This is a genomic window from Bacteriovorax sp. As-1 (assembly GCF_058446905.1).
Window position 1 is genome coordinate 1,009,394 of sequence record NZ_CP184341.1, and the last position, 15,306, is coordinate 1,024,699.

The 15,306-nt window shown below is 40.9% G+C and carries 16 protein-coding genes; 9 read left to right on the forward strand and 7 right to left on the reverse strand.

All coding sequences use genetic code 11. From position 1 onward, the window contains the following. Positions 1 to 3: 3 nt before the first annotated feature. The 5 genes from ACN20O_RS05105 to ACN20O_RS05125 all read right to left on the reverse strand — a co-directional run bounded on the left by ACN20O_RS05105 (position 4) and on the right by ACN20O_RS05125 (position 4,737). Positions 4 to 711, reverse strand: a complete 708-nt coding sequence (locus tag ACN20O_RS05105; protein ID WP_491637831.1) for a hypothetical protein — start codon at positions 709 to 711, stop codon at positions 4 to 6. A gap of 19 nt (positions 712 to 730) precedes the next feature. Further along, positions 731 to 2,293 (reverse strand): COG3014 family protein, encoded by a 1,563-nt coding sequence (locus tag ACN20O_RS05110; protein ID WP_491637833.1) that lies wholly within the window; start codon positions 2,291 to 2,293, stop codon positions 731 to 733. Between the two features lie 3 nt (positions 2,294 to 2,296). Continuing rightward, entirely contained in the window at positions 2,297 to 2,911 is a 615-nt protein-coding gene (locus tag ACN20O_RS05115; protein ID WP_102244849.1) for an LpoB-related protein, read from the reverse strand. A gap of 211 nt (positions 2,912 to 3,122) precedes the next feature. Then, a complete protein-coding gene (locus ACN20O_RS05120) occupies positions 3,123 to 3,896 on the reverse strand; it encodes a hypothetical protein (RefSeq protein WP_491637835.1) in 774 nt (257 codons plus the stop codon). 52 nt (positions 3,897 to 3,948) lie between these two features. Continuing rightward, positions 3,949 to 4,737: a hypothetical protein gene (locus ACN20O_RS05125; RefSeq protein WP_491637837.1), complete on the reverse strand. Its 789-nt coding sequence runs from the start codon at positions 4,735 to 4,737 to the stop codon at positions 3,949 to 3,951. Between the two features lie 288 nt (positions 4,738 to 5,025). Here ACN20O_RS05125 and ACN20O_RS05130 point away from each other — a divergent pair, with 288 nt between their 5' ends. Beyond that, the gene (locus tag ACN20O_RS05130; protein WP_491637839.1) at positions 5,026 to 5,628 is read left to right on the forward strand and encodes a hypothetical protein; all 603 of its coding nucleotides are present in this window, start codon (positions 5,026 to 5,028) and stop codon (positions 5,626 to 5,628) included. On the opposite strand, the gene ACN20O_RS05135 is transcribed toward ACN20O_RS05130, so the two are convergent. After that, on the reverse strand, positions 5,608 to 6,234 hold the full coding sequence (locus ACN20O_RS05135) for a histidine phosphatase family protein (protein WP_491637841.1): 627 nt from the start codon (positions 6,232 to 6,234) through the stop codon (positions 5,608 to 5,610). The genes ACN20O_RS05130 and ACN20O_RS05135 overlap by 21 nt on opposite strands. A gap of 30 nt (positions 6,235 to 6,264) precedes the next feature. Between ACN20O_RS05135 and ACN20O_RS05140 the strand changes: the two genes are divergently transcribed. The 7 genes from ACN20O_RS05140 to ACN20O_RS05170 all read left to right on the forward strand — a co-directional run bounded on the left by ACN20O_RS05140 (position 6,265) and on the right by ACN20O_RS05170 (position 13,354). Beyond that, positions 6,265 to 6,813: a CopD family protein gene (locus tag ACN20O_RS05140; protein ID WP_491637843.1), complete on the forward strand. Its 549-nt coding sequence runs from the start codon at positions 6,265 to 6,267 to the stop codon at positions 6,811 to 6,813. Beyond that, positions 6,810 to 7,205: a peptide-methionine (R)-S-oxide reductase MsrB gene (gene msrB, locus ACN20O_RS05145; RefSeq protein ID WP_102244855.1), complete on the forward strand. Its 396-nt coding sequence runs from the start codon at positions 6,810 to 6,812 to the stop codon at positions 7,203 to 7,205. Before ACN20O_RS05140 ends, msrB begins: the two co-directional genes overlap by 4 nt. Positions 7,206 to 7,309: 104 nt before the next feature. Beyond that, complete coding sequence (locus ACN20O_RS05150) at positions 7,310 to 7,978, forward strand: TetR family transcriptional regulator (protein WP_491637846.1); 669 nt, start codon at positions 7,310 to 7,312, stop codon at positions 7,976 to 7,978. 3 nt (positions 7,979 to 7,981) lie between these two features. Then, positions 7,982 to 9,409: a TolC family protein gene (locus ACN20O_RS05155; RefSeq protein ID WP_491637848.1), complete on the forward strand. Its 1,428-nt coding sequence runs from the start codon at positions 7,982 to 7,984 to the stop codon at positions 9,407 to 9,409. Continuing rightward, complete coding sequence (locus tag ACN20O_RS05160) at positions 9,406 to 12,537, forward strand: efflux RND transporter permease subunit (protein ID WP_491637850.1); 3,132 nt, start codon at positions 9,406 to 9,408, stop codon at positions 12,535 to 12,537. The genes ACN20O_RS05155 and ACN20O_RS05160 overlap by 4 nt, the downstream gene beginning before the upstream one ends. 125 nt (positions 12,538 to 12,662) lie before the next feature. Then, positions 12,663 to 12,956 (forward strand): hypothetical protein, encoded by a 294-nt coding sequence (locus ACN20O_RS05165; RefSeq protein WP_491637852.1) that lies wholly within the window; start codon positions 12,663 to 12,665, stop codon positions 12,954 to 12,956. A 14-nt stretch (positions 12,957 to 12,970) separates the two neighbouring features. Then, entirely contained in the window at positions 12,971 to 13,354 is a 384-nt protein-coding gene (locus tag ACN20O_RS05170) for a hypothetical protein (protein WP_102244860.1), read from the forward strand. A 35-nt stretch (positions 13,355 to 13,389) separates the two neighbouring features. Here the strand turns inward: ACN20O_RS05170 and ACN20O_RS05175 are convergent, their stop codons facing one another. Beyond that, complete coding sequence (locus ACN20O_RS05175; RefSeq protein WP_491637854.1) at positions 13,390 to 14,529, reverse strand: aminotransferase class I/II-fold pyridoxal phosphate-dependent enzyme; 1,140 nt, start codon at positions 14,527 to 14,529, stop codon at positions 13,390 to 13,392. 126 nt (positions 14,530 to 14,655) lie between these two features. On the opposite strand from ACN20O_RS05175, the gene mtnB reads away from it, so the two are divergent. Continuing rightward, on the forward strand, positions 14,656 to 15,306 hold the full coding sequence (mtnB, locus tag ACN20O_RS05180; RefSeq protein ID WP_491637856.1) for a methylthioribulose 1-phosphate dehydratase: 651 nt from the start codon (positions 14,656 to 14,658) through the stop codon (positions 15,304 to 15,306).

A 15,306-nucleotide genomic window follows, 5' to 3' on the forward strand; every position in this document is an offset into this window, starting at 1 on the left:
AGGCTACTTTTCTCTCTCTAAAAATTGCGGATGCCTTTTCACAAACCACCAAATCATCAATACGTCTAAAATTGGAAAAGCTAGAGTTGTTTTCATATTGAACTTCAAGTCCATCCCAAAGATTAAATTTCCCAACGTTCCTGCAATCCCCATAAAAATAAAAAGAATCGCACTGCTCGTTATCTGACTAGAGTGAATGATAATTAAACCTTCTTCTTTTCTCTCTGGATTTTTTCTGATCATTTCAAAAATAAAAATGCCAAAGATAAAAAGCACAACATGATTCAAGAGAACGACACCACAGAAAGCGGCACTCAAAGTACTCTTTTCAAGATAGAGATTATAAATCAAAAGAAGAGCGGCAATAATGCCCGCCAGATTAAGCCCCATGAATGTTTTTTGAGTTTTAAAGCGAGCTGGCCAATTGCCTTTTTGAATGAATAAAACTCCTGCCAGAAGCTGGGTCAGGTATAAAACCGCTTCAACGAGGACTGAGAGCCTGCCTGTTGAAAAAGGCAAGACCCCTTCATTCATATAGCGACCGGTATAAAAAAATCCGTAGCCGGTCAGAATCACCCCAATAGTGATGAATGAGAAGAGTGTGTAAGCATATCCCAAAAAGATGTGCCCTCTCCCACCTTTTTTCATGGCAAAAAGAGGAATGAGGGCACAGATAGCAATTATACTTGAAATGATGTGAATATTAGTCAAATGAAGCTCTTTCATTGGACTAGAAGAAAGTTTTTAAGGCCACTTTTTCATCGCCTGCTACATTAAATCTTCCTACTAAAGTCTCTGCTTTTGTGACTCCATTGAAAGTGTAGAGCTCATACTCACCAGGAGAAAGCTTGAACGAGTTCATTCTCACCTGATTTGGCAATGTCAGCCATGAACGCAGGTCAGCTTTTTCCGACTCTGCAATCCCACGAGCTGCCAGGTTGTAGGCCCCAACTCCCGACAACATCGCAATTCCATCTCCCATCTTATCTTTAAGTCCTTTGTAAGTAGCAAAAGAAGCTCCAAGTGCAGTTAAGTGCTTGGCCACAACTCTCGCTCCCGTCTTGGCCAAGTCAGAGACCGCTTTTGAATCAAGAGTGTAAAAGGCCATTTCAGAAAGAGGGTCCATCAACAGGGCCGGCTTTTCAAAAACAGTCTTTCCGCCTTTTTTTACGATCATCTTAAAGTCTTCATTGTTAGGACGGTATGGAATAACCGGCATTTCAAATTCAACTTTGGGGTCTGCCATATCAGAGATGGCCAATGCTTGCTTGGCAAAACCAACAAAGTCCATTTTCTCATTGCTCTTAACAGTGACGGCCGTCAGCCCGATAGGAAAATCGTATTTCTTGATTTCCTTTGGAGAAATAGTACCTTCATGCCAAACAAGATAGACGTTATCCTTGTCTTTTGTCCCCCACTCTTTCACTTGTTCATCAGCATAACTCGTGACTGCAAGGCTTAGAGGTGTTGAGTTCACATATCCATCTTGCACAGCTTTTGTGTCCAGACTCGAGAGTTTTTTATAGTCTTTGTTGAAGTCAACGTATTTCGTATTAAAACTTTGATAGCTGTTGTAATACCTAAAGACTGTATTCTTCGATTCCTTGTAAAGGCTCAAAGCGATCTGGCGATCTGCCGTTGAATCTGCTTTCTCGTGTAAAACAGCTCCCACAAACTTCGCGAGTAAATCGTCTTTATAAGTCACTTCACCTGCTGTTGTTTTCTTCATATCTTCAAGAATAGAATTCCACTCTAAAAGAACAGACTTCGCAGCTGTCAGGTGGAATCTTTTTTTGGCGTCATCAAGAACAACTTCCGGCATTGGTGTCGACTTAAGAACTATACCTTTATCGTCACGCTCTTCGTCCGTATAAGCTTCATATACACCTTTCTCATACAGATTGTAGTGAGCAAGGATAGTGTAATAGCGAATCAGTGAACGTTCATACCTCTCCCCATAGTAATTGTCCGAGGCTTCGTTACCAATGGTTCCAGCAATTTTTTTAGAAATAGAAACGGTGAACAGTTTGTCTGATAAATCGCGGGCACGATCAAAGTACTGCAGGGCCTGGTAATACTCTCCACTGTACAAGTGAAGAGTACCCAGTTCCAAAAACTTTAACAGCCTTGATTGTTCATCTTTATAAATCGAATCACCCTTCATCATTTCAAGAGCAGACTTGTAATCTTTCTTCTGGACCATTTCGCGGTACTTTAAAATCGCTTTATGGTTACTCGAACAGCCGGCCAAGAGAACAAGTGAAAATACTAAAAGTGCATTCAATTTTTTCATTGATTACCAACCAGACTTAGCTTGCTCAGAGTATTTTTGTGCTTTTGAACGTACGCGAAGAACTTCTTCAGAAGTTTTAAGATTCGTCATTCTCATGTTAACTGTATATTGCTTAATTGTTCTTCCATCTCTTGATTCTGGATTCATACGAACAGCACCAAGGATGATAAGGTCAGCACCTGTTTGTTTTCCGATTTGAACCATTTGAGCTGGATCAACCATACCTTCTGCCTGGTACTTAACTTCTTTTAAGATTTTATCGCGACCTTGGTTATCGATAATTGTGTATTCTCCCGAAGCAGAGAATTCGTTAAGAAGTTCGTCGTTCATGTCTGCGATTGGGAAATATGGCTCAGAAGTTTCATTTTGAACTTCCATGATGAAGATCTTTGGTTTTCTTTTTGTTTCACCAAGGTATCTTTGGAAACCTTTGTGCTTTTGGATTTGCTCAAGAATGTCTTTAACTGCGTTTTCTGTATCTTTTAAAACCCATTTATCAGTGATTGTAAGGGCCTTCTCATCTCCCTTAGCACCATCAACTCTTTCAGCTTTAAAGCTTGAACAGCTGGTTAATAGAACAGTCATAGCGATAGCGACAAGTGTAAGACTTGCTTTCATTAAGAACTCCTTTTCGGGTTAAAGTTTATGAGAAGATTTTAGGAGGAGGATCGCTTTGGTTCAAGGTGAATTATTGGAATTCTTATAACGAGATGAGTAAAACCTGTACGCAAAAATGAGTTTTCATTGGGAAAAGACTTGTTCGCGCTGTGCGTACGTTTTTAAAAAAGGCAAAAAAAAAGGCCCGCTTAAGCGGGCCTTCTATTAAGAATTATTTCGCAACACTTTGTGAAGGAGATTGAGTGGCCCAATCAGGTCTCTTGTATCCATTTTCCGTTTTTCCGGCCGGCTTTCTTGGACCATCATTTACACCAGCTGTTTCATCTTTCTTAGGAGTATTCAATTCCTGGTTTAGTACAATCAGGTCTTCAGTCACTTTAGAGAGCTCTTCTGCTGTTCCTGTCACATCTTTAGACTTAACTTTTGCACAAGTGATTTCCATATATCTTCTCACTGTGTATTTTTCGTCTTTATCTACATAAAGCTCTGGCTCTTTAGAGACAACGCCTAAGAAGTTTGTATCTACGATCAGACCGTTTTTGTTGGCGTTCTGAGGCATGATTTCAGCTGAAACAATACTCTTAAGTGATTTTTCATATCCAAGATACTTACAAAGAGCGTCCCCTTCTGTGATTCTCTTTTCTTTTGGTTTTCTTGGATTACCGTAATCCACTCTAATGGCATAAAACGCTTTTCCGAATCCTGCTTCATCAAGTTCAAGCGCTGTGAATTTTTTCGATTCGATATTTGCTTTTCTTGCAGCCTCTTCTGATGATTTCGCAGCATCAGCTTCTTCCTGCCACTTTTTCTTTTGCTGGTTTTCTTTGTAAGTATCCGACTCGCCTAATTTGGCCAAACATTTTTTAATCGATTCTTCTGACGACTTTCCGCTTGCGATCATATCATCACAAAGGTTTTTTGTTGCCGAATATGCAGGAACTGCACTCATTAGTGTCATAGATAAAAGTAATGTTTTAAAAGTCATAAAAAATACCTCGCTGGATATATCTTAGAACGAAAATGGTTTTTTAAAAAACCTAGTAATTTGGTACGGAAAAAACTGCATTCGGTGTCCCCAGCACTCCCCCGCCCAATGTGCGGACAAAAGTCCCGGAAGGTGTAATCTCAACTATTTGGTTAAAAACCGAATCCACAGTCAGTAAATTACCGCTAATGGTTTTAGTCAGCCAGCGGGGTGAGGCTAGAATTGCGAGATCAGAATAAATTGTTGCAATTGATGCCTGGGTCATCCCCGAGCCAACTGTCCTTATGGTGTCAGTCGTTCCATTGAAAGCAACTGCAATTGAACCATTATTCATTTCAACACAACCGTTACCTGCAGTCGTTCCGGCGATAGCTGAAACAACTGCTGCACCAACTCGAACAGCGTTTGTCGTAAAGCGGTTTACATTGGCCGATCCACAAAGAATTAATTCACCATTTGAAGTTGTACTGATTTGTTCAGGAGCTGCCGTTGCACTAAATGTGTTAGGCCACGTTACACCCGAAACAGAAGTTCTTCTAACCCCATTGGTTGTAAAACGCTCAACGTTTGATGTTTCGATAACCAAAATATCGCCGCCAGGAATTTGAGTTAAACCTCTAAGCGTTCCGGAAAGGTTTGCATCTGTGATTAAATTTCGATAGGTCCCATCAACTACAGAAATCGCTCCTACTCTCGGAGCTCCATTCACCGTGAAGATGATTTCCTTTGTATCCGACTTCCAGGCAATTCCATAAAGAGACTCACCAACATTGTCGACATCGTAGAGCACTCCTTTATACACGCCGTTTGAATCAAAATGAAGTAATGAATCAGATGACATATTTACAACTAATATATCGCCAGGTTTGATTAAATAAGATTGACTTGATGTTGTCGGTATTGCTTTGTCTTGCTTGCATCCAAACGTTAGACAAATAGTTAGGGTTACAAAAAATAATTTCAAAAAATGTTTCACTACCAAACTACCTTGTAAGTATAAAGAAGCTTACACTTTCTCATAGTAGCAGAGTCTTCAATCAAAGATTTTCTCTGGAACTATTTGCCGACAAATTTAGATTCTCTTAAGAATACTAATGTTTTTTTGCTTAGTCTCGACAAGTTGAGCACTATGAAAAAAATAATTTTGTTTTTTCTATTCATCTCATTTACTCAAGCACTCCTAGCTTCAGACTCAAAAACATATTTCAGAGCTGACTATGGAATGGGAAGATTTAAGAGTGACAAACTTGATTCATTAAATGCTAATCCAAAAGGTTCAACTTATGGAATCGCCTTCGGATCAAAAATGAGTTATGTAGAAGTCGGAATCTTCTACAGAAATTTTTCTTTCGATGCTGATATAACTCATGATTCTTCAGCTAACCAGATTCTCCACAAAGGAAATACTTTTGGCCTGGACTTGAATGTCTTTTTAAATAACCACTTGAGTTTAAAAATTGGATACGCAGTTAATAATTATAAACAAAGTTTTGCCAACTCAATGAGCGCATCTTCTTTGAGCGCCGCTAAGAACAGCTATGGAATTGAAGATAATAAAAGTAGTTCAAATATTTTTTATGGTGCCAACGTTGATATTTTTAGTGGAAAGACATGGGATCTTTACACTTCGATCATCCAATTTCCAATGGGAGACGGCAAGAGCACATTAACTGCTCAAGTAGGTATCAGATTCTATATGAATAAGAGTTTCTCATACTTTTTTGGCCAATAAGCAGTCAAATGGTTCAGACTCTGCAATAAATTTTTTTTCTTCGCCGTTGTAAATCAATCGATATAAAACACAATTTGGAATGGCCAGCATCGGCTGGTCTTCAGGTAAGAAACTGTGAAGAGCATTTCTCAATGCTCCTCCATGGGTGCTGATACCAATGGCCTGATGTGGAGTAGTTTCAATCAAATGATGAAGAACCGCCAGAAATCTCTCGCGGGCACTTTGCCTGGTCTCTCCCCCTGGAAATCCCACATTATCATTTTCTCTTTTAAACGACATGAGTTTTTGCCAAAGTTCCGGACCAAAAGAAGAGATGGCCTCTTCAAAAAGCATTCCTTCGGCCTGTCCGTAGCTCATTTCACGCAAACGGGCATCAATCATGAGTGGCACCGCTTTCTTTTCGGCCACTGTTTTCCCTGTCGTCAATGCGCGCTCTAAGTCACTAGTCACAACAATGTCCAAAGGAACATGGAGCATACGTTCAGCTAATTCCATGGCTTGCTGAATACCGTTCTGATTAAGAGGCGTATTAGTGTGCCCTTGGCAGCGACGCTCTCTGTTCCAGTCTGTTTCCCCATGACGAAAAATGTAAAACACTCTATTCATAGTCAGCAATCTATCCTAAAATTCACTTGAATGAACTACCTAATTTTTAAATCACTACATATTATTTCTGTCGTTACCTGGTTTGCAGGACTCTTCTATATGCCGAGGCTTTTTGTTTATTTCGCCGAAGCGGGAGCAAAACCAGAGCCAGAGAAAAGCATTTTACAAAAACAATTTAAAATCATGCAAAGAAGACTTTGGTATGGCATTACCTGGCCATCGGCCTTCGCCGTTTTTATTTTCGGCGGCTCTCTTCTTTCGCAATGGATACCGCTCACACAGCACCCGTGGCTTATGTTAAAACTTCTCTTTGTGCTGGGACTTTATGGTTACCATTTTTTCCTGCACAAGATTTTCAAACAACAGCAACATGATCTTATCGCATTCTCTCCAATGGCATTGAGAGTTATTAACGAAATTTCTACCATTTTTTTATTCGCTATCGTCTTTTTAGTTATTTTAAAAAATGTAATGAATATGGTTTATGGAATAGTCGCTTTGGTCGGTTTTATTTTAATCCTGCTTGCCGGAATCAAAATTTATAAAAATATTAGACAAAAATCTGGAGAGAGCGCATGAGTAACAAAAAACCAGAAAACAACGAAGAGTGGAAAGATAAACTATCAAGTGATGAATTTCAGATCCTAAGAATGTGCGGAACAGAGCGTCCTTTTTCTGGAAAATACAACTCATTCTACGAGCCAGGTGTTTATCACTGTGGTGCTTGTGGCGCTGAACTCTTTGACTCGAAGACAAAGTTCGACTCGGGAAGTGGATGGCCTTCTTTCTATGACGTCTTGAAAACTTCAAACGTAAAACTCTTAGAAGATCACACTCACGGCATGACTAGAATCGAAGTTAGATGTGCCAAGTGCGACTCTCATTTGGGCCACGTTTTTAACGACGGACCTCCCCCTACTGGACTTAGGTACTGTATCAACTCCATTGCCTTAAAGCACCATAAAGCCTGATTATTGCTATGTTTCTATTGCATATTAAAACAATCGTTTTATTTTTTTAAACGATCGTGTTAACATTTCAAACGATTGTTTGACGCGCGCAATAAAGGAATTCCATGAGCAAAGACAAGGCCGCCGGCTGTTTTATTTTCGGAAGGAAGCCTCTTCCCTCTGAAAAAACCAAAGACCTCATTCTCGATGAGGCGAAAAAGCAATTTAGTGAAAAAGGATACGAAGGAACTTCTGTCAGAGATATTTGTGAGGGAGCTGGTGCTAACGTCAGTGCTATCAAGTATCACTTTGGCGGAAAAGAGGGCCTCTATCGCGAATGTTTTTTTCACTACGGTGAAGAACGCTTAAAAAAATCAGAGAAAATTCTTACAAAAGCTGAATCAGTTGAAGAGATTAAACTTCGAATCAAACTCTTTGCTGAAGACTTTATTAAAGACGGACTGGATAACAGTCACGTGACAAAAATGATTTGCCGTGAGATTGAAATCGAAAATCCACTTATTCAGGATATTTTTGAATCGACTTTTTTGAAGGTCTATACACTCTTTCACGCCTTCTTTCTCGATGCCCAGGAAAAAGGCATCATCAGAAAAGATGTAGACGCTCATCAAATTACATCTTTTGTTTTTCATTCTCTGACAACTAGTCTTAGGGTGGATCACGTCGGTGAGAAATACTATCAAAGAACATTAAAAAACGAAGAATACAGAACCCAATTTATCAATAATCTTATCACCATTGTCTTCGATGGTATTAAAACTCAGGAGCTATGATTTATGAACCGCAATCGTCTGCAGTCCCTACTCGCGGCAATTTTGCTTGTACCGAGCTTAGGTTACACTGCTCCTCTATCCCTCGCTGACTACTTAAGGCAAGTAGAGGAAAAAAACCAAGGTGTAGTTGCTAACAAGTTAGTGGCAGAAGGAACCAAGGCCCGCGAAGAAGAAGGGCGCCTGATTTTCCGCCCGAGCATTTTTGCTCAGGGACAGATGATGGTGGACAAAAAACCTGTGGCCAACACTTCAACACAGGGAGACCGCACAGACACTCAATATGTGACAGCAGGTCTTGCGCAGAATTTCAACTTTGGTCTTAAAGGCCAGTTAAGCTACACGCTTTACCATACAAAAATTCACAATGCAGGAAAGACATTTGTCCCTGTTGCTGACTTCAATGACGGTATCGCTAAACTTGAACTTTCTCAGTCTCTTTGGAGAAACTGGAATGGTAAAGAAAACAAGGCCCAAGCTGACTTAATTGACTCTCAGGCAAAAGCTGCCAAGCACATTGCTGACTTCACCGTTCAAACAACGCTGACAAACGCAGAGTCTATCTACTGGTCTCTTTCTCAAACAAGAAAAGTTATTAAGGTACAAAAAGATATTCTTACCCGCGCTCAGCAAATCAGATCTTGGAACCAGAGACGCTTAAGCAATGGTCTTGCTGAAAGATCTGACTTTCTTCAGGCCGACTCAAACTACAAACTTCGCGAATACGAACTAAACAGCGCTCTTCAGCAACAAAACCTGCTTGAGAGATCATTCAACTCTTTAAGAGGAATTGATAGCAGCGAAGTAAGCGAAGACCTTGATCCAGTTAACAGCAAAAACTTAAAAGACCTGAATCCTCCCACAAAAGCAGAATTCCGTTCGGACACTCTTGCTGCTCTTGAGCAACAAAATCTTGCTAAGGCCAATGCTGCCTTAGCGATCGAAAGAAACAGACCAACTTTTGAAGTTTACGGGTCATACGCTCTTAATGGCAGAGATCCTGAACGTGCGGATGCTATTTCAAACTCGTTTAAAACAGACCATACGACAAGTGCGATTGGGGTGAGATTTAACACTCCATTGGATTTTGGAACAACAAGTTCGGCAATCGATGGTTATAAAAAAGAACAAATCGCAGCTGAGTACAACTACCAAAGAAAAGTTTTTGATCAAGACAGAGAGTGGAATGATCTATTAACTAAGTTTGCTGATGCAAAAGTCAAATTAGACCTGGCCGAAAAAATTTCTGATGCCCAAAGAACAAAGGCCTCGAATGAAAGAAACCGTTTAAATAACGGTAGAACCACAACATTCCAGGTATTGAGCTTCGAGGTAGATAACGCTTCTGCTGAAATCCTTAGAATTCAAACTGAAACTGACTTACTTAACATTTATGCCCAATTAAAAATTTTTAGTGCCGGAGGTGCCAAGTGAATTTGGCTTCGTTATCAATCAAAAGACCCGTCTTCATTACGTGTATCGTAACGGTGATTCTGGTCGTGGGATGGCTGTCTTTGAACAAGCTTCCTGTTGACCTCTTTCCCAACGTAACGTTCCCGATCGTTACTGTTACAACAACTTACCCTGGTGCGGGACCAGAAGAAGTTGAGACACTTGTTTCAAAAATTTATGAAGAAGAACTTTCAAACGTTCCAGGACTAAAAAAGCTCTCTTCACAAAACCTTGAAGCTGTTTCAATCATCATCGCCGAGTTCAACCTCGACGTAGATATCAAGTACGCTGAACAACAAGTTCGCGATAAAGTTTCTGCCGCTAGAAAGAAACTTCCAAACGATATTGATGAGCCGGTCATTAGAAAAATCGACCCGGCCGATCAGCCCATCGTAACCATCTCTGTTGCTTCAAACCTTCCGGATGGACAACTCTTTCAGTATGTAGATAAAAAAATCAAGCCGATGTTCGAGCAAGTCAACCAGGTTGGCCTGGTTGAAATCTTCGGGGGACGCAAAAGAGAAATTAAAGTTGAACTAGACCGCAATAAACTTAAAGCGCGTGAAATCTCAGCTTCTCAAGTGTCTGAGCGCCTGAAAATTTCAGGACAAAACATCCCGGCAGGTAAAATCTCTGGTTCAAGCAAAGACTCAGTGTTTAGAACACTGGGTGAGTACAAGACCATCAACGAAATTGAATCAACAATCGTTAACTTCCTAGGGAACGACGTTCCGATCACTGTTAAAGATGTTGGTTCAGTCAAAGACTCACTTGAGGAAAGAAAGACCTACGCTTATTACAACGGGACAAACTCGGTTATCCTAAACGTGTATAAGCAGTCTGGATCAAACACAATCGGTGTGGCCAAAGCAATCAAGAAACAACTGGAAAAAATCAACAAGAACTTAAAGGAACAGAATCAACCACTGAGCTTACAGATTGTTCGCGATGGTTCTAAGCAAATTGATGCCAACGTTTATGACGTGTATGAAACGATCATCATCGGGATCATCCTGACGATCATCGTAGTATTCTTCTTCCTTGGGTCTCTAAGATCAACGATCATTACCGGTCTTGCTCTGCCGAACTCGCTTCTGGGGGCCTTTATTCTCCTGGCAGCTGCAGGGTTTACGGTTAACATCATGACTCTTCTTGCTCTATCTCTTGCCGTAGGTCTCTTGATCGATGATGCCATTGTAGTTCGAGAAAATATTTTCCGACATATAGAGATGGGTGCCGATCCGGTCAAGGCCTCTATTGAAGGTACGACCGAGGTAACTCTCGCCGTTATCGCGACAACATTAACAGTTATCGCCGTATTTGCTCCGATCTCATTTCTGGACGGGGTTGTTGGTCAGTTCTTTAAAGAATTTGGTCTGACAGTATGTTTTGCCATGATTATTTCCCTTTTCGATGCCCTGACAATGGCACCGATGCTTTCAGCTTACTTCGCTGGGAAAATCCAACACCATGAACCAGGCGTAAAAAGAGAAAGAAAAGGAATCTGGGATAACACTGTTGGTGTTCTATTAGACAAGTTCAACGATTTCCAGACATGGTTAGAAGATATCTACGTCGGTGTTTTAAAGTTTACTTTAAAAAGGCCATTCGTCGTTCTTATCCTATCTTTCTTTATTTTTATTGCCAGTTTCGCGGCCCTTAAATACGTTCCAAAAACATTCCTTCCTCCTCAGGATGCGGGTGAGTTCATGGTTTCAGTTGACCTTAAACCAGGGACAAGTTTGGACGGGATGAACACAGTTGCAAAACAAGTTGATGAGGCCGTTCGCAAAAACAAAGAAGTGGCTTCAACTCTTTTAACTGTTGGTGATAAAAATGGTCAGCCGGAAAAAGCTGATATCTTCGTTACACTGATTCCTTCGAAGCAAAGACCAGGTGTAAGAACATCTGATGTTAAGGCCAATGTACGTGAGCAACTAAAAGCATTTGCTTACGCAAACCCAGTTGTAAAAGACTTTGATGCCGTTGGTGGTGGACAACGTCCATTCAACGTCAACATCGTTGGTGATGACATGAAAGAGATTGAAAAATACTCTGAAATGTTAATGGAAAAAATCAAACACCACCCTGCTCTTCTTGACGTTGTAAGTTCAAGCCGTCCAGGGAAACCAGAATTCCAGGTTATCCCGGATAGAAACAAAGCTGAGAGACTTGGGGTTTCAACAACTCTAATGGGTGCTGAACTAAGAACTCAAGTAGAAGGTGCAACTCCGGCAGTCTTTAGAGAGCTTGGAGAGGAGTATGACATCCGCGTGCGTATGAAAGAAGACCAGCGCGATCTTAAAGCTGCTTTCAACAGTATCTATGTTCCAAACATTAACAACTCTCTTGTTCGCTTAAATGCTGTATCTAAGCCACTTGATACAACAGGACCGGCAAACATTAACCGTCAGGATCGCGGTCGTTATATTCAGCTTTCAGCTGACGTAGCTCCAAATGGTCCAGGTATGGGTGGAGCGATCACCGACATCAACAGAATCATGCAGACGGAAATCAAAATGCCGTCGAACATGAGATACCAGTTCGTAGGACAAGCTGAGAACTTCCAGGAACTAATGGTTAATATGGTTGTGGCCGCAGGTCTGGGGATCATGTTCATTTACTTCGTACTCGCTTCTCTCTACGAATCGTTTGTGACTCCATTTACGATCATGCTCGTTCTTCCGCTGGCGATGTGTGGAGCTTTCTACGCTCTTGCACTTACCGGAGCATCGCTGGATTTATTCTCGATGATCGGATGTATCATGCTTCTGGGTGTTGCTACTAAAAACTCAATTCTTCTGGTGGACTACGCTCACCAACAAGTTGAAGGTGGAAAAACTTTAGCTGAGGCGATCATCGCTTCTGGTAAAGCAAGACTACGCCCTATCCTAATGACGTCTTTTGCCCTTATTGGTGGTATGTTACCTCTTGCAATCGGGCTAAACGAAGCCTCTAAACAAAGAACGTCAATGGGGATCGCGGTCATCGGAGGGTTGATCTCTTCGACACTTCTTACCCTTGTTGTTATTCCGGCCGCTTACTCTTATATCGAAAGATTCAGAGTATGGTCTGGGAACATCCTGAAGAAGGTCTTCATTGCAGAATAAACCTGCACAACAGATGGAAAAGGGCCCTCGAAAGAGGGCCTTTTTTTGTTTATCCTGAAGAAAATACAGCCTTGCCCCACCAAATTTTCCACCATGCTATAGTCCTCCCAACTACGGGAGAATTTATGAAAAAGCCAATCGGTTTCGGTTTACTTGCGCTTTCAATTTCTGTCTCATTAATGGCCGGTGAATTCCAGACGATCTCTGGCCAGGAAGCCTATGACCTTTACCAAAAACTTCCTGGAGCGAAATGCCAGGAGTACAGATTGGCCAACTATATTGTTTACAGTAAATACCAAACAAAGAGCTGCAGCGAAAATCAAACAGACACCTCAAAGTGGAACTGTACAGTTCAACTTGAACTAAAAAATGGCAAAGTTAACAGTGTGATTTCTGCTGATTGCTCAAGAGAAATTTAACTAAGGAGTTATACATGAAATCAACTATCGCTCTATCTGCTCTGCTTTTCTCTCTGAACTCATTTGCTTCAGGTGGTTTTTTCTGTGATGCTAAAGTCACAACTCTAATGGATCAAACTGATATCCAAATCAGTGGATCAACTGGACACGTCGTTGGGAACCCTCTTATTGGCGACATCACTATTGCGGTAGATGGAACAGAGGCAAAGATCTCTAAACAACAAGTTGTTGGATACTGGGGAGAAGGACCTGTACTTCAACTGCACGTTGTAGACCCACAAGCTCAATACTCTGTGATCATTTTAAACTACGACCAAAACTCTGGAACGGGTGAACTGGTTCTTGATTACGGTGAAGTGGTTGCCAGAACTTATGATGTAAGCTGCTCATTTGAATAGACATAAAAAGGCCCTCGAAAGAGGGCCTTTTTGTTTTAGTGCTTTAAGTTTTCCAATGCGCCTAAAAGCGTTTCATCTTTCTTGGCAAAACAGAATCGAATCATACGCGATCCTTCATCTGACTTGATATAAAACGCCGAAGTTGGAATCGTCGCTACTTTCTTTTCAACGATAAGTTTTTTGCAGTAATTAATATCGTTTTCACCTTCAGGTAAAAGCGCCATCGCGAAGTATGTACCCTTTGGGCTTAGGACGTTGAACCCAAGCTCTTTGAGCCCTGTAACCAAAAGCTCTTTTTTCTTCTTGTAATCAGCTCTAAACTCAATCAGGTATTCATCCATTTTCACCAAAGCTTCTGCCATGGCCACTTGTAACGGATGGGCCACACAGAATGTTGAGAACTGGTGAACATTGTGAATCGCTTTAATTAAAGCAGCTGGTCCAATCGCCCAGCCAATCTTCCATCCAGTTAGACCAAAAGTCTTACCAGTTGAAGAGATTGTGATTGTTCTATCTTTTAAATCCTCATAAGTCGCAGTCGGTTTGTGAGCAACATCAAAAGTTAAAAACTCATAAACTTCATCTGAAAGCAGATAGAAATCGTGTTTTTTTGCCAGGTCGCCGATGATCTTAATTTCTTCTGCCGTAAACACCTTTCCTGTTGGGTTGTGAGGATTATTTACGATTAAAAGTTTAGTCTTATCTGAGATCGAAGCCTTCAGCTCTTCAATATCAAAGTGGAAGTCCGGTGCCTTTAACGTCACAGGAATAGCCTTAGCTCCAGAAAGCTTTATTGATGCTAAATAAGAATCATAAAAAGGCTCCAGCACCACAACTTCGTCACCTGGATTTAAAAGCGCTAAACAAGCGCAGAAAATGGCTTCAGTTGCTCCGTTAGTAACAACAACCTCACTAAGGGGATTTACTTGGTAATTATAAAAACGTGCGTAATTGTGAGCAATCGCCTCTCTAAGAGATAAAACCCCCATTGAAGGTGCGTATTGGTTTTTAGCTTCTTTAAGCGCTTTAACGGCCAAATCACTTACCCAAGCAGGCCCATCGAAGTCAGGAAAGCCCTGAGAGAGGTTAATTGCCTTATTTTCCATGGCCATTTTTGTCATGGTGGAAAAGATGGATTCAGTAAACTGCTCTACAGTGTTATTTAGTGGCTTCATAAGCACTTCCTCAAGATAAAAAATTAACTAATCTTAACAATCTTTACTACATTGTATTGGCCAAAAAAAGCCCAATTTTGTATATACCGACAAATTAATGTTCTCCTCTCAAAAAAGGGTTCACACGTGTCATTTATCATCAGTGCTCAAGATTACGAAGAATCGAAAAAACTAGCGGCCCTTGTTCGTGTTATGAACAGTTTGGGACACAACCCGGCCACATCGGGAAACTACTCTCTCAGATCAAAGACTAACCCGGATATCGCCCTCGTTTCAGAATCTGGGATCGATAAAAGTAAATTTACTGAGGACAACTTTCTTCCGCTTTATTATCAAACGCGCGAAATGCACGAAGACTACAAAGCCTCAGGAAGAAAATCTTCTGATGAAACTGATATTCACCTGACAATTTACCAAATCACAAAAGCGAACTGTGTTCTTCACAGCCATATTTTAGACTCTCTTCTTTTCGCCGATCTTTTCCCTGGAAAACAATTTGCGGCAATCAAAAACCTTGAGCTTCTAAAAGGCTTCAAAGGAATTAAAACTCACGAACTGGAAATCAATATTCCGGTTTTCGATAACACTCAAGACATCAGGTCACTGGCCGAAGAAGTGAAACCAGCGATTCTTTCTCAACCAAACAGTTACGGACTGCTTCTTCGCGGTCACGGGATTTATGTTTGGGGTGAAAGTGTTGAAGAAGCAAAAAGACACTTGGAAGTTTTTGAATATATTTTTAAGTACTATCTAAACTCTAACAAAAGGATTGGATAA

Coding starts and splice junctions, on each gene's coding strand:
- ACN20O_RS05165 (WP_491637852.1), top strand. CDS start 12,663: ATGAAAAAGCCAATCGGTTTCGGTTTACTTGCGCTTTCAATTTCTGTC.
- ACN20O_RS05150 (WP_491637846.1), top strand. CDS start 7,310: ATGAGCAAAGACAAGGCCGCCGGCTGTTTTATTTTCGGAAGGAAGCCT.
- ACN20O_RS05110 (WP_491637833.1), bottom strand. CDS start 2,293: ATGAAAAAATTGAATGCACTTTTAGTATTTTCACTTGTTCTCTTGGCC.
- ACN20O_RS05120 (WP_491637835.1), bottom strand. CDS start 3,896: ATGACTTTTAAAACATTACTTTTATCTATGACACTAATGAGTGCAGTT.
- ACN20O_RS05170 (WP_102244860.1), top strand. CDS start 12,971: ATGAAATCAACTATCGCTCTATCTGCTCTGCTTTTCTCTCTGAACTCA.
- ACN20O_RS05125 (WP_491637837.1), bottom strand. CDS start 4,737: ATGTCATCTGATTCATTACTTCATTTTGATTCAAACGGCGTGTATAAA.
- ACN20O_RS05175 (WP_491637854.1), bottom strand. CDS start 14,529: ATGAAGCCACTAAATAACACTGTAGAGCAGTTTACTGAATCCATCTTT.
- ACN20O_RS05140 (WP_491637843.1), top strand. CDS start 6,265: ATGAACTACCTAATTTTTAAATCACTACATATTATTTCTGTCGTTACC.
- msrB (WP_102244855.1), top strand. CDS start 6,810: ATGAGTAACAAAAAACCAGAAAACAACGAAGAGTGGAAAGATAAACTA.
- ACN20O_RS05155 (WP_491637848.1), top strand. CDS start 7,982: ATGAACCGCAATCGTCTGCAGTCCCTACTCGCGGCAATTTTGCTTGTA.
- ACN20O_RS05130 (WP_491637839.1), top strand. CDS start 5,026: ATGAAAAAAATAATTTTGTTTTTTCTATTCATCTCATTTACTCAAGCA.
- ACN20O_RS05135 (WP_491637841.1), bottom strand. CDS start 6,234: ATGAATAGAGTGTTTTACATTTTTCGTCATGGGGAAACAGACTGGAAC.
- ACN20O_RS05115 (WP_102244849.1), bottom strand. CDS start 2,911: ATGAAAGCAAGTCTTACACTTGTCGCTATCGCTATGACTGTTCTATTA.